The organism is Sinomonas sp. P10A9 (genome assembly GCF_041022165.1).
GTDB classification, from domain to species: Bacteria; Actinomycetota; Actinomycetes; order Actinomycetales; family Micrococcaceae; genus Sinomonas; species Sinomonas puerhi.
Window position 1 is genome coordinate 3,897,698 of record NZ_CP163302.1, and the last position, 20,274, is coordinate 3,917,971.

The 20,274-nt window shown below is 69.1% G+C and carries 20 protein-coding genes; 5 read left to right on the forward strand and 15 right to left on the reverse strand.

The window, feature by feature from the left end:
• Nucleotides 1-152 precede the first annotated feature (152 nt).
• Nucleotides 153-962, forward strand: coding sequence for an alpha/beta fold hydrolase (locus AB5L97_RS17865; RefSeq protein ID WP_369045688.1), 810 nt, complete (start codon nucleotides 153-155; stop codon nucleotides 960-962).
• Here AB5L97_RS17865 and AB5L97_RS17870 read toward each other — a convergent pair.
• From AB5L97_RS17870 to AB5L97_RS17885, 4 genes are all read right to left on the reverse strand, one after another.
• Entirely contained in the window at nucleotides 928-2,022 is a 1,095-nt protein-coding gene (locus tag AB5L97_RS17870; protein WP_369045689.1) for a helix-turn-helix domain-containing protein, read from the reverse strand. The two genes, AB5L97_RS17865 and AB5L97_RS17870, sit on opposite strands and share 35 nt — an antisense overlap.
• Nucleotides 2,023-2,278: 256 nt before the next feature.
• The gene (locus tag AB5L97_RS17875; protein ID WP_369045690.1) at nucleotides 2,279-3,217 is read right to left on the reverse strand and encodes an ABC transporter substrate-binding protein; all 939 of its coding nucleotides are present in this window, start codon (nucleotides 3,215-3,217) and stop codon (nucleotides 2,279-2,281) included.
• Between the two features lie 208 nt (nucleotides 3,218-3,425).
• A complete protein-coding gene (locus AB5L97_RS17880; RefSeq protein ID WP_369045691.1) occupies nucleotides 3,426-4,217 on the reverse strand; it encodes a Crp/Fnr family transcriptional regulator in 792 nt (263 codons plus the stop codon).
• Complete coding sequence (locus tag AB5L97_RS17885; RefSeq protein ID WP_369045692.1) at nucleotides 4,214-4,669, reverse strand: hypothetical protein; 456 nt, start codon at nucleotides 4,667-4,669, stop codon at nucleotides 4,214-4,216. Before AB5L97_RS17885 ends, AB5L97_RS17880 begins: the two co-directional genes overlap by 4 nt.
• A gap of 158 nt (nucleotides 4,670-4,827) precedes the next feature.
• Between AB5L97_RS17885 and AB5L97_RS17890 the strand changes: the two genes are divergently transcribed.
• A complete protein-coding gene (locus AB5L97_RS17890) occupies nucleotides 4,828-6,183 on the forward strand; it encodes a dihydrolipoyl dehydrogenase family protein (RefSeq protein WP_369045693.1) in 1,356 nt (451 codons plus the stop codon).
• Complete coding sequence (gene lgt / locus AB5L97_RS17895; RefSeq protein WP_369045694.1) at nucleotides 6,180-7,070, forward strand: prolipoprotein diacylglyceryl transferase; 891 nt, start codon at nucleotides 6,180-6,182, stop codon at nucleotides 7,068-7,070. Before AB5L97_RS17890 ends, lgt begins: the two co-directional genes overlap by 4 nt.
• Here lgt and catC read toward each other — a convergent pair.
• The 4 genes from catC to AB5L97_RS17915 form a co-directional block, all read right to left on the reverse strand.
• Complete coding sequence (gene catC / locus AB5L97_RS17900) at nucleotides 7,033-7,311, reverse strand: muconolactone Delta-isomerase (RefSeq protein ID WP_307956143.1); 279 nt, start codon at nucleotides 7,309-7,311, stop codon at nucleotides 7,033-7,035. The two genes, lgt and catC, sit on opposite strands and share 38 nt — an antisense overlap.
• 59 nt (nucleotides 7,312-7,370) lie before the next feature.
• The gene (locus AB5L97_RS17905) at nucleotides 7,371-8,474 is read right to left on the reverse strand and encodes a mandelate racemase/muconate lactonizing enzyme family protein (protein ID WP_369045695.1); all 1,104 of its coding nucleotides are present in this window, start codon (nucleotides 8,472-8,474) and stop codon (nucleotides 7,371-7,373) included.
• Nucleotides 8,464-9,507 carry a LysR substrate-binding domain-containing protein gene (locus tag AB5L97_RS17910; RefSeq protein ID WP_369045696.1) on the reverse strand — a complete coding sequence of 348 codons (1,044 nt, stop codon included), beginning with the start codon at nucleotides 9,505-9,507 and terminating at the stop codon, nucleotides 8,464-8,466. Before AB5L97_RS17910 ends, AB5L97_RS17905 begins: the two co-directional genes overlap by 11 nt.
• Before the next feature lie 72 nt (nucleotides 9,508-9,579).
• A complete protein-coding gene (locus AB5L97_RS17915; RefSeq protein WP_369045697.1) occupies nucleotides 9,580-10,203 on the reverse strand; it encodes a phosphatase PAP2 family protein in 624 nt (207 codons plus the stop codon).
• A 150-nt stretch (nucleotides 10,204-10,353) separates the two neighbouring features.
• Between AB5L97_RS17915 and AB5L97_RS17920 the strand changes: the two genes are divergently transcribed.
• A complete protein-coding gene (locus tag AB5L97_RS17920; RefSeq protein ID WP_369045698.1) occupies nucleotides 10,354-10,959 on the forward strand; it encodes an ester cyclase in 606 nt (201 codons plus the stop codon).
• An 82-nt stretch (nucleotides 10,960-11,041) separates the two neighbouring features.
• Here AB5L97_RS17920 and AB5L97_RS17925 read toward each other — a convergent pair whose 3' ends face one another.
• The 5 genes from AB5L97_RS17925 to AB5L97_RS17945 form a co-directional block, all read right to left on the reverse strand.
• On the reverse strand, nucleotides 11,042-12,496 hold the full coding sequence (locus tag AB5L97_RS17925) for an MFS transporter (RefSeq protein WP_369045699.1): 1,455 nt from the start codon (nucleotides 12,494-12,496) through the stop codon (nucleotides 11,042-11,044).
• A gap of 158 nt (nucleotides 12,497-12,654) precedes the next feature.
• Nucleotides 12,655-14,163, reverse strand: coding sequence for a dihydrolipoamide acetyltransferase family protein (locus AB5L97_RS17930; RefSeq protein WP_369045700.1), 1,509 nt, complete (start codon nucleotides 14,161-14,163; stop codon nucleotides 12,655-12,657).
• A 9-nt stretch (nucleotides 14,164-14,172) separates the two neighbouring features.
• Complete coding sequence (locus AB5L97_RS17935; RefSeq protein ID WP_307956150.1) at nucleotides 14,173-15,153, reverse strand: alpha-ketoacid dehydrogenase subunit beta; 981 nt, start codon at nucleotides 15,151-15,153, stop codon at nucleotides 14,173-14,175.
• Nucleotides 15,153-16,469 carry a thiamine pyrophosphate-dependent dehydrogenase E1 component subunit alpha gene (locus AB5L97_RS17940; RefSeq protein ID WP_369045701.1) on the reverse strand — a complete coding sequence of 439 codons (1,317 nt, stop codon included), beginning with the start codon at nucleotides 16,467-16,469 and terminating at the stop codon, nucleotides 15,153-15,155. Before AB5L97_RS17940 ends, AB5L97_RS17935 begins: the two co-directional genes overlap by 1 nt.
• Nucleotides 16,470-16,630: 161 nt before the next feature.
• Nucleotides 16,631-17,701, reverse strand: a complete 1,071-nt coding sequence (locus tag AB5L97_RS17945) for a histidinol-phosphate transaminase (RefSeq protein ID WP_307956391.1) — start codon at nucleotides 17,699-17,701, stop codon at nucleotides 16,631-16,633.
• 180 nt (nucleotides 17,702-17,881) lie between these two features.
• Between AB5L97_RS17945 and AB5L97_RS17950 the strand changes: the two genes are divergently transcribed.
• Entirely contained in the window at nucleotides 17,882-18,304 is a 423-nt protein-coding gene (locus AB5L97_RS17950) for a phage holin family protein (protein WP_369045702.1), read from the forward strand.
• On the opposite strand, the gene AB5L97_RS17955 is transcribed toward AB5L97_RS17950, so the two are convergent.
• Both AB5L97_RS17955 and AB5L97_RS17960 read right to left on the reverse strand, forming a co-directional pair.
• Nucleotides 18,249-19,676 carry a hypothetical protein gene (locus tag AB5L97_RS17955; protein ID WP_369045703.1) on the reverse strand — a complete coding sequence of 476 codons (1,428 nt, stop codon included), beginning with the start codon at nucleotides 19,674-19,676 and terminating at the stop codon, nucleotides 18,249-18,251. The two genes, AB5L97_RS17950 and AB5L97_RS17955, sit on opposite strands and share 56 nt — an antisense overlap.
• Nucleotides 19,673-20,137 (reverse strand): hypothetical protein, encoded by a 465-nt coding sequence (locus tag AB5L97_RS17960; RefSeq protein ID WP_369045704.1) that lies wholly within the window; start codon nucleotides 20,135-20,137, stop codon nucleotides 19,673-19,675. The genes AB5L97_RS17955 and AB5L97_RS17960 overlap by 4 nt, the downstream gene beginning before the upstream one ends.
• Nucleotides 20,138-20,274: the final 137 nt, after the last annotated feature.

The window sequence follows — 20,274 nt, forward strand, 5'->3', positions numbered from 1 at the left end:
GACAAGTGCAAAAACGAGGGGCCTTTGACCCGATACAGGATGTCCGAGGCATCCCATACTCGCTCCTAACGGCACGGGCGGGAGTGGAGATGTTGGGTACCCGACAGCAGGCTCTGACGGACGAGACACGAGGCAGCCTGCCCGGCAGTTTCGTGAAGCTTTCGGCAGGCGTTACACACTACGAACTCCGCGGCGACTCGGGTGCCAAGACCGTCGTCCTGATCCATGGCAACGCGGCACCCTACATTACCTGGAATCAGACGGTCGGGCCTCTGTGCGAGGCGGGTTTCCGGGTGCTTCGATACGACCTTTTCGGTCACGGCTTCTCGGACAGGCCGGAACTGAAGAGGTACGACCGCCATTTCTACAACGTGCAGCTGACGGAGTTGTTGAACCGTCTTGGTATCGCGGAGCCGGTCCGCGTGGTGGGTACGTCTCAGGGGGGAAGCATCGCCGCCTGCTTCGCGGCAGAGCGTCCAGGCGCCGTCACCAGGCTCGCCCTCCTGGCACCGTTCTTCGATCAGCTCCCGGGGCAAGAGGGCGCGGCATACCGGCTCCTCGTCCGGCCCATTGTCGGGGAACTCGTCCTGCAGATGATGAGCGACCGCAAGCTCGCAGACCTCTCGGATGCCCTCGTCTCACCTGAGACGAGGGCCTCACTCGAACGCGAGGTCATCGAGCAGTTCCGCTATCGCGGAAAGCGCAGGGCGATCCTGGCCAACCTGCGAGGCGACGCCTTGCATGACGCTACCTCCTGCTACCGAAGCATCGCGGCCCAGGGCATCCCCGTGCTGCTCACCTACGGGGCGCAGGATCAGAAGATTCCGAGGGCATCTATGAGCAGGCTGCGTGAGCTGGTGCCCGGTATCGAATATCACGAGATCGAGGGCGCGGGGCACCTCGCTCATTACGAGTTCCCCGACCGCGTCAGCCCCCTTCTGATCCGATTCCTTGAGGGTTGAACGTCCCGCCCAACAGCGGGTCATGTGCGGGAAGCACAAGACCCTCACTGCATGCCTCGCGCCTGGCCTTGAGCGGCGTTGTGCCGAAGCGGGCCTTGAACACGCGGGCAAAGTAGGCCTGCGAGGAGAAGCCGCACCGGGAAGCCAGCGCCGCGATCGGCGTCGTACGCTCTGAACCGTCTTCGAGGATGGCGCGGGCGCGTTCGAGTCGGCGGCTCATAACGTAGGCGGCAGGGGGCTCGCCCGCCTCGGCGAACACGCGGGTGAGGTGCCGCTCGCTGATGCCGACGGCGTCGGCCACTTGGGCCGGGCACAGACCGGGATCACCGAGGTGGTCTTCGATGAAGCACTTGGCCGCGGCAAGGTACCCCTCGGGCGTTCCCCCGCCCCGCCCTGCCACGAGGAGGCGAAGGAGTTCGAGGGACGTCGACTCGACGGCACCTGAGTCGAGCGGAGCCCCACCTGTGGCCCCGGCACCCATCCCCTCGGCGAGCGCGTCCCGGACGAGCCGCGCAAGCGCGAGCATGTGCCGGTTCGCCGGACCGGCCTCATGGAAGTCGACGACCACAGGCCGCAGGAGCGGCTTGCCGCCGGAGAGCGCGAGGTAGTCGTCGCGCGGGATGGTCAGGACCATCTCTTCGACGCCGCGGTGGAACCCGCGCATGTACGGCTGGTCTGCGTCGTAGATGACGGCCTGCCCCGGCCTGAGCGTCTCGAACCCGCCCGGGTAGTAGAAGAACGCCTCGCCCTTGAGCGCGAAGAACACGCCGATGACGTCCGTCGGATTCCTGCGGATGTATGGCTCGTTCCGCTCGATCACCTGCGCGCTGCCCCGCACCTGGGCCAGTTTGATCGAAGGGAAATGCAGGTTGATCTCAGCCGCCGTGAGGGGCGAATCGTCCATGGTCCGGATGTCGAGTGCGATGAGCGCCTTCGCGTTGTGGATCGTCCACAGCTCGACCCGGTTGGCAGCGGGAATCCCGTCGGTCGAGAACTTCAGTGACCGCGCGCGGGCAGTTCCCGTCGCGTGGACCCCCGACTGCCTGCCGACCTCTGTCATCGCGCCTCAACTCCTTGACGTCGCAAAGGGAGCGGCCTGACCCCTCTGTGATCCATGTCACTCAGTGCGCTGCCGGATCGACTGTAGGCAGGCCCGCGCACCGGGTGAACCATCCGCTTCCGCTGAGTTGAAGGCAGTGCAGACGAGGCAGCCCACACTGCGGATGGCGCCTTCCGCAGGGGCCAGCCTCCCGCACCCTTTCGGGCCGCCGGGGCCACACTCACCGACGGGGAGATGACGGTGGCCCCGGCGCGCGTCAGCCAGCGAGGCCCTTCTCCTTGAGCCACGCGTCCGCGGCGGCCTTCGGATCCTGCTTGGCGGAGCCTGACACCTCGTCGTTGAGCTTGACCAGGTCCGCCGTGGTGAGCGCAGTCTGGACCTTGTTGAGAGTCTGCTTCGCCTTGTCCCCGACCCGGTCGGCCCGGACCAGCGGGATCACCTGCTGGGACGCATAGAGGTTCTGCGGGTCCTCGAGGGTCACGAGATGGTTCTGGGCGATGAGTGGCGAGGTCGTGAAGATGTCCGCCGCCTGGATCTGGTTGTCCAGGAGCGCCTTGAGCGTGACGGGGCCGCCGCCGTCGCTCATCGGAACGAACTGCTTCGGCTCGCAGCCGTACTTGGACTTGAGCCCAGGCAGGCCCTGCGGACGATCCTTGGCCTCGGGCGGCATGCCGAGGGCGATCTCAGTGCAGACCTTGCCGAGGTCCGCAAGGCTCTTGAGCCAGTACTTGTCCGCGGTCGCCTGGGTGACAACGATCGAGTCCTTGTCCTCGGCGTTGGCGGGGTTCAGGACCGCGAGCCCCTGCGGGGTCTTGCCTGGCAGCGCCGCCATGACATCCGCGGGGCTGCTCGCTGTGGCGTTCTTGTCGAAGTACCGCAGGAGGTTGCCCGAGTAGTCCGGAATGAGGTCGATCGAGCCGTCCTGGAGTGCCTTGATGTAGACCTCGCGGGAGCCGATCCCGGTCTTGGTCGTTGCCTGGACGCCTGCGGCGTTGAGCGCACCGGCATAGACGTCCGCGAGGATCTCGCTCTCGGTGAAGTTCGCCGAGCCGACGACGAGCGGGGCGCCCGCGGAGGCGGAGCCCGAGGACGTCGAGAGAGGACTGCCGCCGCCTCCGCAGGCGGACAACGTCAGGGCGAGGATCGGCAGGGCGGCGAGGGACGCTAGCCGCGGAAGGCGGTGTGGCAGTGTCATGGTCGGGGTCCTCGGGGTGTCGTGGATTGCGGGTTGGGCTTACGAGCCGCGATGAGGCGAATCCGATCATCCGGGCATGGATCTCGGCCCGGACTGCCGCGGCGTACGACCGAACCGACGCGGCAAGCTCGTTTCCAGACTCATAGCGCTTCTTCTCGGATGGTAATGCCGCTTCCCTGATCGAAGGCGATCATTCTTCCGGTCAGAGTCACTGGGGACCGCGGGCGATCGCGCGCAGCCCTGCAGGGTCCTGAAGGCCGATGCGGCCACGGCCCTGCCGGATGAGCCCACGGGAGGCGAACTCGGAGAGGACCTTGCTCGTGGCCTCGCGGGTGGCGCCCAGAAGCCCCGCGACCTGCTCGTGCGTGAGCCGCACGGTCGGCGTCGTGCGCCCGAACCGGGAGGGCGCCGGAGATCCCGCCATGCTCAGGAGCGTGGAGGCGACCCGGGCAGGGAGCGGCCGGAGGGCGAGGTCGGCGAGGCGCCCCTCGAGCTCCGCTACCCGCTCGCCGAGGAGTCGCGAGACCCGCACGGCGATGCGCGGATCCGAGAGGAGGAAGCGCTCGACGTCCTCCACCCCGAGCTGGCACACGCGGGAGTCCTCGATCGCCTCGGCGTAGGAGTCGTACATGCGCTGGCCCACGAGCACCATCTCGCCGAACACGGCGCCGGGTTCGAGGATCGCGAGGGTCAGGGCCTTGCCGTCCTCGGCGACCCGGAACACCCGGATGCGGCCGGTCTTGAGGATGAACAGGGCGCTGACCGGCTGGGCCTGGCTGTAGAGCAGTTCGCCGCGGCGGAGGAGCTTGGACGGCGCCATGAGGTCCATCTCGGCCACCTCGGCCGCCGAGAGGTCCGCAAACAGCTCCACCTCGGTCAGGCACGCGAAGGCGCCTGATGCGAGCAGCGGGTCGAACGGATCGGCCTCGCGCGCCTCCGGGGACCAGGGACGTGCCTTCCCTGCCCCGGAGGCGAGCTCAGCGCCGCACTCCTCGTTCATGCCCTGCGGGCCTTGAGCACCCGCACGGCGACCAGCGCGGCGAGGATGCCATAGACGAGGTGGCCCATCAGGGACATCATCGCGGTGGCGTCCATGGAGAACACCGGCATGCCGAGCATGATCGGCATTGCCATGAGCGGGCCGATCACCCACAGGACCACGCCGAACACGGCCCCAGACGCCGCCGCCCTTCCGTACGAGCGCAGGAACCGGGTGAAGAGCAGCGTCAGGACCAGCCCGTAGACCACCGAGATCATGAGGTGGACACCGAACCCGACCCACGCCGAGTGCGATCCCACCATCGAGGCGATCGTCGTGAGCATTCCCATCATGGCCATGAGCATGCCGAATACCACGCCTCCCGCCAAGCCCCCGAGCACCCCGGCCGCCGCGCGGCGACCCCAGGTCGATGTGACGCTTCCCGCATGCTGCGCTGACATTGAAGCTGACATGACTTCCTGCCTTCCCTGGATTCTGGTCGGCGGATCCGCCGATGAAGCTGACGCTACGCACGCCGGCGCCGCCGTTCTGTGAACGAGTGCACAGAACGGACCATGCGCATAAGCGGAGGATGGTTAGGGAAGCACCACCCACAGAGAAGGAGTCGGCCATGGCCGAATCGGCAGACGTCATTGTGATCGGCATGGGTCCCGGCGGGGAGTCGGCCGCCGCGCAGCTCGCGCGGGCCGGGCTCACGGTGGTCGGGATCGAAAAGAACCTCGTGGGCGGCGAATGCCCGTACTACGGCTGCATTCCCACGAAGATGATGATCCGGGCCGCGGACTCGCTCGCCGAGGCCCGGCGCGTCGCCGACCTGGCAGGAGCTGCCGATACCGTGCCCGACTTCGCGCCGGTCGCCAAGCGCATCCGCGAGGAGGCGACGGACACGTGGGACGACACGGTCGCCGTCGAACGCTTCGAGAAGGCGGGCGGGCGCCTTGTCCGCGGAACCGCAGAGGTGACGGGCCCGAGGACCGTGCGCGTCGGCGAACGGGAGTTCGAGGCGGGCAGGGCGATCCTCATCAACACGGGAACCGACCCCGCCGTCCCGCCGATCCCGGGTCTGGCCGGCACGCCGTTCTGGACGAACCGAGAAGCGGTCGCCGCGACGGAAGCCCCCGAATCGCTCATCGTGCTGGGCGGCGGTGCGGTGGGACTTGAACTCGCGCAGTCGTTCTCACGCTTCGGCACGCGGGTCACAGTGCTCGAGGCGCTGGACCGGATCCTCCCGCTCGAAGAGCCCGAGTCGAGTGCGCTCGTGGAAGACGTGCTCAAGGCCGAGGGCCTTGACGTCCGCACGGGGAGCGCGGCCGAGTCCGTGGGCCACGATGGGACGTCCTTCACGGTCCAGGCGGGAGGCCGCGGACTGACCGCGGAGCGCCTCTTGGTCGCGACGGGCCGCAGGGTGGACCTCGAGCGGCTCGGGCTGGCCTCCCTCGGCCTCGACACAACGCGCCGCACGGTCGAGACCGACCCCCACCTGCGCATCGCCGACGGCGTCTACGCGATCGGCGACATCACCGGCCACGGAGCCTTCACGCACATGTCGATGTACCAGGCCGGAATCGCCGCCGCCCACATCCTCGGGGACACCAAGACTGCCGCCGAATACCAGGCCGTGCCCCGGGTGACGTTCACGGACCCTGAAGTGGGCGCCGTCGGCCTCACCGAGCAGCAGGCGCGGGAGCAGGGGCTCTCCGTCGCCACCGCGATCTCGCAGATCCCTGATTCCACCCGTGGCTGGATCCACAAGTCAGGGAACCGTGGGATCATCAAACTCGTCGCGGACACCGACCGCGGCATCCTCGTCGGCGCCACCTCGGCGGGCCCGACGGGAGGCGAGGTGCTCTCGATGCTCACCCTCGCCGTCCACGAACGGACGCCGCTGACCAGATTGAGGCAGATGATCTACGCGTACCCCACGTTCCACCGTGCCGTCGAAGACGCCGTGCGGAAGCTCGCATGACGGCGCTGGCGGCCGCGGCGGTCCCGGCCTACCTGCCCTCGCCGACCGTCAACGCAATCCAGATCGGCCCGCTGTCAATCCACTTCTACGCGCTGTGCATCATCGCGGGCATCATCCTCGCGTGGTGGCTCACGGAGCGGCGTTGGGTGAAGCGCGGCCGCGAGTCGGGCCAGCCCCTCGACATCGCCCTGTGGGCCGTGCCGTTCGGGATCGTGGGCGGACGCATCTACCACGTCATCACGGACCCCGAGCTGTACTTCCTGCCGGGGAGGAACCCGTGGAACGCGTTTGCGATCTGGGACGGCGGCCTCGGGATCTGGGGGGCGATAGCCCTCGGCGGCCTGGGCGCGTGGATCGGGGGCCGCCGCGCCAAGGTGCCGCTGCCTGCCTTCGCCGACGCGCTCGCGCCCGGGCTGCTGTTCGCCCAGGCGATCGGCAGGCTCGGCAACTGGTTCAACAATGAGCTCTACGGAGATCCGACCACCCTCCCGTGGGGCCTCGAGATCCACCAGATGGACCCGTCCACGGGCGCCGCGGCACACAACGCGGACGGCACCGCGGTGGTCATCGGCTACTTCCAGCCCACGTTCCTCTACGAGGCGCTGTGGAGCGTGGCCGGCGGCCTCCTCATCCTCTGGCTGGGCCGCCGCTTCAGGCTCCCCCGCGGTGCGGAGTTCGCGCTGTACGTTATGGCTTACACATCGGGGCGCTTCATCGTCGAGCTCATGCGCTCCGACTTCGCGAACCTCATCCTCGGCCTGCGCGTCAACACCTGGGTGGCGGGGCTCGTGTTCGTCGGCGGCCTCGTGTCGTTCATCGTCGTCATGCGCCGAGGCAGGCGCGACGAGGTCACCGAATCGAATTCGGGTGCTTCGCAAGAGGCGTGACCCTGATCTTCATGTAGGGGTACATGGGGAAGCCGCTCAAGATCTCGTGGAGTTCGTCGTTGGAGTCCACATCGAACAGCGAGTGGTTGGCGTATTCGCCCACGATCCGCCAGATCCCGGCCATCTTGCCCGAGTGCTGGAGCGAGCCGGAGTACTCCTTCTCGCGGGCCTGGAGGTCCGCGATCTGCTCAGGGGTCAGGTGCGGCGGGAACGTCACGTCCATGCGGGCCATGAACAGCATGCGGGTGCCTCCTCGGCGGTCGGAGTGAGAGGTCGGGTGAGCGGTCGGGCGGGCGTGCCCTACGCGTCCTGGCGGTAGCGGGCGAGCTTGTCCTCGTCGATCTCGGCGCCGACGCCGGGCGCTTCGCGGACGCGGATCACGCCGTCGCGGATCGTGAGCGGCTCGGCGAGGAGGTCGTCGGCCATGTCGAGGAAGTTGGAGAGCTCGCCAGCGCGGCGTTGGCTCGCCTCGTGCGCTGCACCGAACGTTACGGTGGCGAGTGAGCCGATCTGCGTATCGATCTGGTTGCCCATCGTCACGTCCACGCCGAGCCCTGTGCACAGGCCCAGGATCTCGGTGGCCTGCGTGAAGCCGCTGCGCGCCGTCTTGATGCAGATCGCGTTGCAGCCGCCCGAGAGGAGCTCGCGCGAGACGTCGCCGGGGGTCGGGACCGACTCGTCGCCCGTGATCGGGATCGGCGACTGCTCCACGAGGCGGCGCCGGCCCATCGCCTCGGAGGCGTCGCACGGCTCTTCGAGGGCAGTCAGGCCCAGGCCGTCGGTGCGGCGCAGCACCTCCATGGCCTCGTTCGCGGTCCAGCCTCGGTTGGCATCGAGGTAGATCTCCACGTTATCCCCGAGCCCCTCGCGCAGCACGTGCACGGCCTCGACGTCGAGGCTGAGAGGGCGGCGGCCGGTCTTGAGCTTGAACGTGGTGATGCCGTACTGCTCGCTGAAGCGCTGGGCCTCCTCGAGCAGCTCCTGGGCCGGCTTGAAGCCGAGCATGTGGGAGACCCGCATCCCATCGGCGTAGCCGCCCAGCAGCTTGTGCACGGGCGTTCCGAGGGACGTGCCGATGAGGTCCCACAGGGCGATGTCCACGGCACCCTTGGCGGTGTCGTTGTGGATGGTCCGCGCCATGATCGCCTGGGCCTTCCCGCGGTCGAGCGGATCGAGGCCGGTCAGCTGGGGGCCGAAGATGTCCCGCACCACCGCGATGATCGAGGCCTGCGTCTCGCCGTACGTGTACGGGCGCGGCGGTGTGTCTGCAACGCCCACGAGCCCCTCGTCCGTGTGGATCCGGATCAGCACGTGCTCGGCCGCAAGCACCTCGCCGCTCGCGAAGCGCAGCGGATGGGTGTACGGGATCGAGTACGGGATCGCCTCGATGCGCTCAATCTTCATGCGCTGTCTCCTTGGGGGTGGCGCTGGGGGCGGCGTTGGGGGCGGCACTCGGGCTTGCAGCAACGGGTGCCGCCGGGGGCGAGGCAAGGCGTGCGGTGCGGACGACGGCGACCGGTGAGGGCGCGCCGTCGTGCGCACCGGCGGCGGGGGAAACCCCCGGTGCGGACACGGTGTCGAAGAGCGTCAGGAAGCGGCGGACGAGCGGCGTCCTTGCGCCGCGGCGCCACGCGACCGCGAGGTCGACGGAGGGTGCATTGCGGACGGGACGGAACTCGATGCCCTGGAAGGCGAAGCCGCGCGTGCTCATCGGGACGAGGGCGATCCCCATCCCGGCCGCGACGAGCGCCAGGAGTGTCGAGGTCTCAGCGGCCTCCTGGACCACGCGCGGGATGAACCCCTCGCGTCGGCACGCGTCTCGGAAGATCCTTGTCACGACCGACTGCGTGGGGTAGCCCACAAAGGACTCCCCCGCGAGCTCGGCGAGGTCCAGTTCGGCCTGCTCGCCCCACGGCGAGTCCGCAGGGAGCGCGGCGACGAGCCGGTCCTGTTCGAGGTAGTCGAGCTCCACGTCCGGTGAGTCGACGGGTGGGCGGAGGACGGCGACGTCGAGCCTGCCCTCCTCGAGGTCGTCCACCATCTGGGGGGTGAGCATCTCCCCGCGCACCGTGAGCCGGAGGCCCGGCATCTCGCTGCGGACCCGCTGCACGAGCGGCGGGAGGAGTCGGTAGGTGGCCGAGCCGGAGAGGCCCACGCGGAGCACGCCGGCGGCGCCACGGCCCACCTGGACCACATCCGACTCGAGCTCCTCAAGGTCCTGGAGGATGCGGCGGCCCCGCTCGAGGAGAAGCTCGCCGGCGGGTGTGAGCTCGACCTTGCGTGTAGTGCGCTCGAACAGCGCGGCGCCGAGCTGCTCCTCTAGCTGCTTGATCTGCTGGGACAGGGGCGGCTGGGCCATGTGGAGACGCTGGGCCGCGCGGCCGAAGTGGCGTTCCTCGGCGACGGCAACGAAGTACCTCAAATGTCGCGTCTCCATGGTGACCAGCGTAGGTCCACGGATTAGGTTGAGGAAATATCTATTATGCAGTTATTCAGATGATCTCGGTATTTATAGGACGTTGAGGAAGACCTGCCACAGCCCCACGATCACCAGCGGCCCGAAGACGGCCCCCGCCACCACCTGCGCGGGCGTGTGCGCGCGCAGCACCACGCGGGCCCAGCCTACGGCCGGGACCACGAGCACGAGGGGCCACCACTCGGGGCCGAACAGCAAGAGCATCGACACCGCGGCCGTCGAGACGGCGGCGGCATGTCCGCTGACCTTCCACCACAGGCTGACCACGGCAAGCACCGCGATCCCTGCGATGAGGGCGGCCACCATCGCCAGCACGGACGCCGGGGCCCCGAGCGCGATGAGCAGCCCGAGCCCTGCCAGCACGCACACGATCGCCATCGCGAGCACGGGCGCACGCTGCGACCTCTCGCTCACATGGTGGTCCACGACCTTCCCGGCACGCACGAGCCCGATCAGGATCACGAAGGGGAGCACACACGTGAACAGGGCCGCCACGCCGCCGAACCACCACGTTCCCGGCCACCCTGGGCTCGCCGCGGGACTCAGCAACAGTGCGGCGGCGATCGTGAACGGCGGCTGGAACACCTCGCTGAGCACACGCGCGACGGCGGTGCGGACGGTCCGCGGGGCGGCTGCTGGACGGGAGTGAGGCGGCACAGGCCAAGTCTTCCATCGTGCGAGCCCGACGGCCATTCGCGTACCGAGGCCGGGGGTGAGCTTATCGATTTACTTGTATCTTCAACTAAATAGGTCTACTGTCCCTCAAGGAGCCTCCAGTCGGAGGCTCCGGATGACAGGAGGTTCGTTATGTTCAACCGCCGCCAGCTCCTGACGACAGGCAGCGCTGCAGCTTTCGGTGCGCTCGCCCTCACCGCTGTGTCCTCGGGCGCCGCCCACGCCGACCAGCCCGGCCCGGGGCCGCTTATGGGCGATCCCGCGGCCGGCGGTGTCGCCACGCCGCCCTTCCCCATGCACCTCAACGACGCAGAAAGGGACCATCTCGAGACGTTCGACACTCTCGACTTCGAGGTCTTCTCCCACGCCGACTGGGCGCGCCTCCATGAGAGCCACGCCGAGAACATCCGCGTGCACTGGCCGGACGGCCACTACACCGACGGGATCCAGCGTCACATCGAGGATCTCGCAGGCCTCTTCGTCTGGGGACCGGACACACGCATCGAGGTCCACCCGCTCCGGATCGCCCACGACTCCCTGACCGCCGTCACCGGAGTCATGCGCGGCACGTTCACCCGGCCAATGCCGAACGGGAAGGGCGGCTTCATCCAGCCCACCGGCAAACCCTATGCAATCAACATGGCCACGGTGGGCATCTGGAACCGCCAGGGCACCATGAACGAGGAGTTCCTCTTCTGGGACAACCTCACGTTCTACCAGCAGATCGGGCTCATGTGAGGCCATTCCTGCCTTGAGGCGAGTACGACGTCCGGGGCGCACCTCGCGCAGGTGCGCCCCCGACGTCGTGCGTCACCACCCCCTACGGCGAGATGTGGTCCAGATGCTTGTTCCGCGTGTGCGGCGTGAACTGGACGAGGATCGCGGCGATCACGAGGAACACCGAGATGAGGCCCAGGGCGCCGATCACCGAGAGCATCGGCAGGATCGGCGTGATCACCATGACGCCGATGCCGCCGCCGATGTGGCCCGCGCCGTCGACGATCGCGAAGCCTGTGGTCCGGGCACGGGTCGGGAAGGACTCAGCGGTGAGCGCGTACGTCGGGGACACCCACAGGTTGAAGCCCGCGAAGATGAGGATGGCGCCGATGAACGCGATCCCCACGTTGTTCCCGGCGACGGCGACCACGAGCGAGCCGATGAGCGTCACGGCGGCGCCGATCGGCAGCCAGTAGCGGCGCTCGAGCTTCTCGACGATCGCGCTCATGATCGCCGCCTCCGCCACGAACCCGAGCGTGCCGACCGCGGCGATCACGCCGGCCTCGGGCGGCGGGTAGTGCAGTGCCGCAAGCACCACGGTGAACCCCGCGGCGAACGAGTACACCGTGATGTACCCGATGAACCACACGAAGAACAGCAGGATCATGCGGCGCACGTAGAGCGGGTTGCCGAACAGGTCGCGGTAGGGGACGGGCGACGGCGGCTTGGTCGCCCCGTGCACGTCCGTCACCACGGGCTCGGCGAGCGGCCCATGCTTGGAAGCCCGCACCTCCATGTCCCGCACCACCACGTCGGCCTCCGCGAGGCGGCCTTGGCCGATGAGCCAGCGCGGCGACTCGGGGAGCTCGAGCCTCAACAGGACGGCGACGGCGGCGAGGATCGCGCCGACCCCGTACATCCACCGCCAGCCGGCCTCGAAATTGGGCCCGGCGAGCGCGAACGGCAGCCCGAGCGGCCAGGGAGTGGCCGGCGTCGTGAGGATGAGGCCCAGCCAGATGCCCACGAACGCGCCGAGCGCGGACATGATGAAGATGATCGTCGTGAACCGCGCGCGGGCGTGGCGCGGCGCCATCTCGTTGATGTACGTGTTGACGATCGCGAGGTCCGCGCCGATGCCGATACCGGTGATGATGCGCGCGATGTTGAAGTTCGCGTAGTCGCCCACGAACGCGTTGTACAGCGAACCGAGGCCCGTGATCAGCATGGTGATCATGAGCATGTTCCTACGGCCGATGCGGTCTGCAATCGGACTCAGGACCAGCGTGCCGACCACATAGCCGGCCAGATTGAGCAGCACTGGCAGCGGGAGCGCCTCGAGCGCCGTCTCCGGCGTGCAGCCCTTGTTCAGCTCGATGCACGTCTGGATGAACGAGACGTTGATGTCGAAGATGTCGTAGAACGTGAACAGGAACCCCAGCCCGATGATCCCGATGAAGAGGTAGGAGAGACTCCATACCTCGAGTCGCTCGAGACGGGCGATGATGTGCGGCCCTGTCGGGGCGGCGCTCACCGCCCCGGCGTCCATGGATGCAGCCACAAGGACCAACCTCCCGCAGCCTAGGGGTGGTGCGCCACGCGCCAGAAGGTGCCCTGGCTGACGCATCCATCGTGCGCCTTGGCAGACGTGCTGTCACTCCCTCGCGCACAGGCAGGCGCGGCGTCAGACGGGACCGGCCGCCGCACCCGTCCCCCGAGTCAGTCGAGCAGGAGCGCCGGCTCCTCCATGATCGCCGCGACGTCCGCCATGAAGCGCGCAGACAGGTCGCCGTCGACCACGCGGTGGTCGAACGAGCCGCCGAGCGTCGTGATCCAGCGCGGGATGACCTCGCCGGAGACGACCCATGGCTTCTGCTTGATCGTGCCGAACGCAACGATCGCGACCTCGCCCGGGTTGATGATCGGGGTGCCGATGTCGATGCCGAGGGCACCGATGTTCGTGATCGTCAGCGTTCCGTCCTGCATGTCCGCGGGCTTCGTCCTGCCCGCGCGAGCCGTGGTCGCGAGATCGTTGAGCGCGATCGCGAGCTCCTTGAGGGAGAGGTCCTGTGCGTCCTTGATGTTCGGCACGAGCAGTCCCCGCGGTGTCGCTGCGGCGATGCCGAGGTTCATGTAGTGCTTGATGTGGACCTCGTCGGCGCCCGACGGCGTGGTGACCCACTCCGAGTTCACGCTCGGGTTCCGCGCGGCTGCCCAGATGACGGCCTTCGCGAGGATGAGCAGCGGCGAGACCTTCACGCCCTCGAAGTCGCGGGACTTCTTGAGCCGCTGGACGAATTCCATGGTCCGTGAAGCGTCGACATCCACGAAGATGCTCACGTGCGGTGCGCTGAATGCCGAGTCCACCATCGCCTTGGCCGTCGCCTTGCGCACACCGCGAACAGGGATGACCTCGATACGCCGATGCGCCGAGGACGTCGTGTGGTCCCAGAACTGCGGCGCGGCGTCCTGCTCGCGCTCGCGCTGCGCCTGGTAGGACTCGAGGTCCGCACGCGTCACCTCGCCGCGCGCACCCGTGCCCGGGACGTCCGCGAGGTTGATGCCCAGCTCCTTCGCGATGCGCCGCACGGGCGGCTTCGCAAGGACGCGGGCGAGCAGGCCGACCACGGGGTTCGGCTGGCTCTCCGCGCCCCGCTGGCCGAGAGGCTCTGCACCACCCTGGCTGAGCGACGTCAAAGCCGGCCGGGGCTCCGCAGTCCGCTGGTTGACCGGGGCCGAAACCCGCTGGCCGAGCGGCTCGGCCGCACGCTGGTTGAGCGGAGTCGAGGCGCCCGACTTCCGCGGGCGGCGCTTGGCCGCATCGGCCTTGGGGCCCGAGCCCACGAGCGGAGCGCTCTCGATCCCCGGCTCCTGCACGGTTGGAACCGGCGATTCGGCCGAGGTGGCGGCCGCCGGAGCCGCAGGTGAGGCAGAAGCGGAGGCGCTGGGGGCGCCGGACGGCGCGCCACCGCCGTCGTGCGCCTTAGCCGCGTCACCGATCGCAATGATCGGGGTGCCCACCTCGATGGTCTCGTTCTCTGGGGCGAGAAGTTCGACGACGGTGCCCGCGTAAGGGCTCGGAAGCTCCACGAGGCTCTTGGCCGTCTCGATCTCGCAGATGATGTCGTTGATCGCGACGACGTCACCCGGCCTGACCTTCCAGGAGACGATCTCTGCCTCGGTGAGGCCCTCGCCGACGTCCGGGAGGGTGAAGATCTGCTGGGTCACGTGATGCTCCTAGTACGCGAACGCGCGGTCGAGGGCTTCGAGGATGCGGTCGATGTCCGGGAGGTAGTGCTCCTCGACCTTCGCCACCGGGTAGGGCATGTGGAAGCCGCCCACGCGGATCACGGGTGCCTCGAGGGCGAGGAAGGCGCGCTCCGAGACGCGGGACGCAATCTCGCCGCCGATACCGCCGAACGTCGGGGCCTCGTGGGCCACGATCAGGCGGCCGGTCTTCTCCACCGACGCCACGACGGCATCGAAGTCGATCGGGGAGATGGATCGCAGGTCGATGACCTCGATGCTGCGGCCGTCCTCCGCGGAGGCCTCGGCGGCAGCGAGCGCCACGGGGACAAGCGGACCGTAGACCACGACCGTCGCGTCAGTGCCCTCGCGGACCACGTGGGCGCGGAACGGGTCGGCGCTCGCGCCGGGGTCCTCGGTGTCCACCTCGCCCTTGAGCCAGTACCGGCGCTTCGGCTCGAAGATGATGACGGGGTCCTCGCACGCAATGGCCTGCTGGGTCATCCAGTAGGCGTCATGGGGGTTGGACGGCGTGACGATCCGCAGGCCAGCGGTGTGCGCAAAGAGCGCCTCGGGCGATTCCGAGTGGTGCTCGATCGAGCCGATACCACCGCCGTAGGGGATGCGGATGGTCACGGGGACCGTGAGCTGGCCCTTGCTGCGGGAGTGCATCTTGGCCAGCTGCGTGGTGATCTGGTTGAAGCCCGGGAACACGAAGCCGTCGAACTGGATCTCCGCCACGGGCCGGTAACCGCGCAGCGCGAGGCCGATGCTCGTGCCGATGATCCCGGACTCGGCCAGCGGGCTGTCGATGACGCGCTCTCCGCCGAAATCGGCCTTGAGGCCCTCCGTCACGCGGTACACGCCGCCGAGGGTTCCGATGTCCTCGCCCATGAGCATGACGGTCTCGTCCTGCCCCAGAGCCGCGCGGAGGCCCGCGTTGATCGCCTTCGCGATGGTCATGGTGGGCATCAGTGGCCGCCTTCCTGGGCGCTGCCGGAGTTCTCGTCCGCGAATCCGGCCTCGTACTCGCGGTGCCACGCGAGTTCCTCGGCGATGAGCGGGTGCGGCTCGGCGTAGACGTTGCGGAACGAGTCCTCGAGGGACGGAGCAACGAAGTCCAGGACGTCGGCGCGCGCCTTGGCCGCGACCGCGTCTCCCTCGGCGGCCACCCGGGCGAAGAACGCGTCGTCGGCGATGCCCTCGGCGCGGAGGTACTTCTCGAAGCGGGACAGCGGGTCCTTGGCCACCCAGGACTGCTCCTCGTCGCTGAGCCGGTACTTGGTCGGATCGTCCGCCGTGGTGTGCGCGCCCTGACGGTAGGTGTACGCCTCGATGAGCACGGGTCCCTTGCCACTGCGCGCCCGCTCGAGCGCCCACTCGGTGACGGCACGCACGGCGAGCACGTCGTTGCCGTCCACGCGGACGCCCGGGAAGCCGTAGCCCTTCGCCCGGTTGAACAACGGGATGCGCGACTGCACCTCAGAGGGCACCGAGATGGCCCACTGGTTGTTCTGGCAGAAGAAGACCACGGGCGCCTTGAAGCTCGCCGCGAACACCATCGACTCGTGGACATCGCCCTCGGAGCTCGCACCGTCACCGAAGTACGCGACGACGGCACCGGGTTCGGCTGATGGCGCGCCAGCATCCGCCGTGGCCGAGGGTCCCGCCCCCGGCGCCGCCGCGGCCTGTGCTGTCGCGGTCTGTGCCGCCGCGCCCTGTGCTGTCGCGGTCTGTGCCGCCGCACGCGCCGCATCCCGCTGCATGCCCATCGCATACCCGACGGCGTGCGGCACCTGCGCGGCGAGGACGAGCGTGTAGAGGTGGAAGCCCGTGATTCTGGGATCCCACCCGCCGTTGGAGATGCCCCGGAAGAGGCGGAGCAGGTCCGCGAGGTCGATCCCCCGTGTGAGGGCAACACCGTGCTCGCGGTAGGTCGGGAAGACGTAGTCCTGCGCCAGAGTTGCCGTGCCCGAGCCGATCTGGGCGGCCTCCTGTCCGCGCAGGGGGACCCAGAGGGCGAGCTGGCCCTGCCGCTGGAGGGCGGTCGCCTCGGTGTCGAACCGGCGGATCATCGCCATATCGCGGTACATACCACGGAGGGAATCTTCACTCAGGGTGCTGATGGACTGGGCCAGCTTCGATTCGGATTTGAAGCGCCCCTCCTCGTCGAGAAGCTGCACCTGACCCGCATGGCCCTGAGCGCCGTCATGGGCGTGGGACTCGAGCTCGAGCCAGAGTTCATCGGGGATATCGCTGAACTCGGTAGTGGGAAGTTCGACTCCCATACCGCCTCCTCGCTTGCCTTCGAATGACCAGCCCGGGGGCTCCGGGTGGAGTTCGTCGCCTCATATTCCCCTGAGGGAATGTATTCCGATGCCGGAATATGAGCGACGGCCCAGCAGTCACTCTACCGAGTCGAACTGGGCCGCCGCGAAGTGGATTACTTCTAGGAAGACTGGGGAACCCTTGTGAAAACCCTACAGAGGTCGAGGAAGCGCGTATTCGCCTCGGGCTCCCCGATGCTGACGCGGACTCCCTCGGTGCCGAACGCGCGCACCGACAGCGCCTGCGCGGCGGCGCGCTGGGCGAAATCGGGTGTCGCCTCGCCGAGCGAGAGCCAGACGAAGTTGCCCTGGGCGTCCGGGACGTCCCAGCCGAGCTCCCGGAGTCCAGCCGTCACGCGGTCGCGCTCATCGACCAGGGTTTGTACCCTTCCTACAACATCCGCGAAGCTCTCGAGGGACGCGATCGCTGCGCTCTCGGCAATCGTGGACACCGCGAACGGCACGGCGGCGATCCGCAGGTACTGGGTTACCTCCGGGTGGGACACGGAGTATCCGACGCGGAGGTTCGCGAGGCCGTGCGCCTTGGAGAAGGTGCGCAGCACGGCGACGTTCGGGTACTTGCGGTACATCGCGATACCGTCCACGGCCTCGGGATCACGCACGAATTCTTGGTAGGCCTCGTCGATGACGATCAGCACGTCGCTCCGGACGGCCCGGATGAAGCGCTCCGTCTCGTCGCGGCGCAGGGCAGGACCCGTGGGGTTGTTCGGCGTGCAGAGCAGGATGACCCGGGTCCGGTCCGTGACCGCTGCGAGCATCGCGTCGAGGTCGTGGCGGCCATCGGGCAGCACGGGGACCTGCACGCTCTTCGCGCCCGCGAGCCCGACCGAGATCGGGTAGGCCTCGAAGGACCGCCACGCGTAGACGACCTCGTCCTCGGTGCCGTCCTCGCGCTGCCCCGCGAAGGCAGCGAGGATCTGGTTCAGGGCACCCAGGCTGCCGCCGCCGGTGACGATGTCGTCCGCCGGGACATCGAGGAAGGCCCCGAGCGCGTCCCGGAGCCGCGTCGCGACGGCGTCGGGGTAGCGGTTGATGGCGGATTCGTGCACGATCGCCTCGGTCACGGCCGGCAGCGGCGCGAGCGGGTTCTCGTTCGAGGAGAGCTTGTAGCTGGTGAGCCCCTCCACCGGGGCCGGAGGTCGTCCAGCGGCGTACTTGGGGAGCCGGCTCATCACGGGGCGAGGGGTGACGCCCGTGGGGCCGGCTGCGGCGGCGGAGGCACCGGTGCCCTCGCTGCCGCCTTCGTGCTCGTTCAGCGGTGAAGTCATGCCATACAGCGTAGCGGCCCCCCACAGGCGGGCCTCGGAAAGGTTCGGCTGCGGCCGCACAGTGGGCTGTGCGAGCATAGGCGCATGCGCTTCCTGCTGCACGTCATCGTCAGCGCGCTCGCCCTGTGGGTGGCCGCGTGGATCCTCCCCGGCATGGATATCACTACGTCCTCGACCGCGGGCGTCGCCGCGAACGCCGGCGCCGGCGACGCGAGCTCGGCTGCGGGGATTGTCATCGCCTATCTGTTCATCGGCCTCATCTTCGGGCTGGTCAACGCGATTGTCAGGCCCATCGTGAGTTTCCTGTCCCTCCCAGTCACCTGTCTGACCCTCGGGCTGTTCGCGCTGGTGATCAACGCCGCGATGCTCTGGCTGACGGCGTGGGTCTCGGGCTACACGCCGGTCCACCTCACGATCGATTCCTTCCTCACCGCCTTCCTGGGCGCCATCATCATTTCGGTTGTCTCGGCAGTGACGGGCTGGGCCGTAGGGCTGCGGAAGAACTAGGCGCGCCCGGCGTCGCCGGCGTCGCCGGCGTCGTCGTGTCTGTGCCCGTGTAGACGAACCGCTCGCGGCGGGGGCCCGCACCGGCACCGGCAGAGGCCGTCCCGATGATCCCGGTCCCCACCGCGACGCCGAGGAGCGAGGCGTAGCCGCGGACCGAGGGGTCGGTCGAGGCATCCAGCTCCCGGGCGTCCGAGGCGTAGCGATCGAGACCGTGGGCGGTGACCACCGCGTCAAGCAGCCCTCCGCTGCCGACGTCGGGGTAGGAAGGGGTCCGGACATCGACGACGTTCGGCCGCGGAACGGGCGGGAGGCCCGAGAGTCCGGGCACCACGTCGTCTCGGTTCGCGACGCTCAGCACCGCGACGTCATCGGGAACGCGGAACGCCGTCGGGACACCTCCGAGCACTGTCACGGCGACCACGGGATGCCGCCTCCGGAAGTCCTCATCCTCGAGCAGGCCGAAGACGTGCAGGGATCCCTGGCTGTGGGCGTTGAAGACCACGACGTCGCCGGCGCGCAGCTGCTGGTCGGCGAGCGCGCGCTCGATGAGCTGCCGCGCGTGGCTGTCCCTTCCGGCCATGGCGTCGACGTTGCCCTCGCCGTCGAAGATGCCGCCTCCGGGATCGTCCGGGGACCAGGTCTGCGTCCCGGGCACCGTGACGATGACGGCCACGCTGGCGTCCGGCTTGGGGATGCGCTCCACGAGGACGGACGACGGCGGCACGCTGGTTCCGTCGTCGAGCGTCGCCGCGCCCTGGGCCTGCTGCAGGCTCCTCCCCGCGTAGGCGAACGTTGAGGCGTCCTCCGAGCCCGCGGCGACCTCGGACCGGACGACGCTGATCCTGTCGCGCGGCCCGCCGGCCACGACCCACGGAACGAGCGGGGGCACCGCGGAGGCCCCACCGAGGAGGAGCCGCAGGCTCTGGGCACCTTCGCGCACAGGGGCCTCCCCCGGGACGCGCCAGAGTCCCGGAGGAACCAGTCCCCAGACGAGCCCGCGCATGATCAGCTGATGGCCGCCCGCGGCGCCGGCGATCTGCGCCTCGGCGGCGCGGTAGCCGGACGCGGCGGCAGCGACGCCCCGTGCGGTGGCCCGAGTGTCGAGGGCCGCCCGCGCCGCCTGCCCGATGAGGGCCGCGGCCTCGTCGTCGAACACCGCTGCCGAGGCGCTTCCGGCGCACGCACCCCGCCATACGGCCGCTCGGGCCGCCTCGAGGCACACGGGCAGGCCCGCGATCACCGAAGCGGCCGACGCGAGCGCGCCGATGGCCGTGTCGAGGGCCTCCAGATTGACGCGGAACGACGCCCCACCGGTGACGACGAACGTCGAGGGGTCCCGGAGCTCCTCACCACTCACCGCGAATCCGGTCATCTGCAGGCCGCCCCGTCCGCGGGGCCCGGGCCAGCGGACGGACCGGCAGAACCCCGTGTGAAGGCCGGGCCGCTCGGCGTCTCAAGACGCAGGGCGGGGGTGGGCGCAGGCAGGGGCGCGATGGGGCCGACAGGTCGTCCTGCCACTAGCCAGGCGGGGCCGGATGCGGGCGCTCCGACCGGACCGCGCACGCCCGGGAGTCCAGAGCATGCCGCAGAGTCGGCCTGCAGGGCCGCCGCCACCATGGCGAGCCCGGCCAGGCCCGCCGCGAGTGCGGCCAGCCGCGCAGCAATCGCGGCGGTCGAGGTGCCGAAGGCGGCAGCGGCGGGGCCGCCCCATTCGACGGCCTCGGCCCGACCCAGGGACGCCCGCGCCTCGTCGACCTCGTCCTGGGCCTTCGCGAGCTGCGTCGCCGCAGCCCGGAGTTCGGCCTCGTCGTGGCCGCATGTCGTTCCGGTCATGGTCCCCTCCCCCGCTCCTCCGCGTCCGTTCGCCGCGGTATCCCCGACGCTAGGCGCCCCCGGCAGCGCGCGGTGTGGCCCGGCGTCGTATGTGGACGACATGCCGTCCCCGCGACCTGTGGAGGACAAGACAGGCG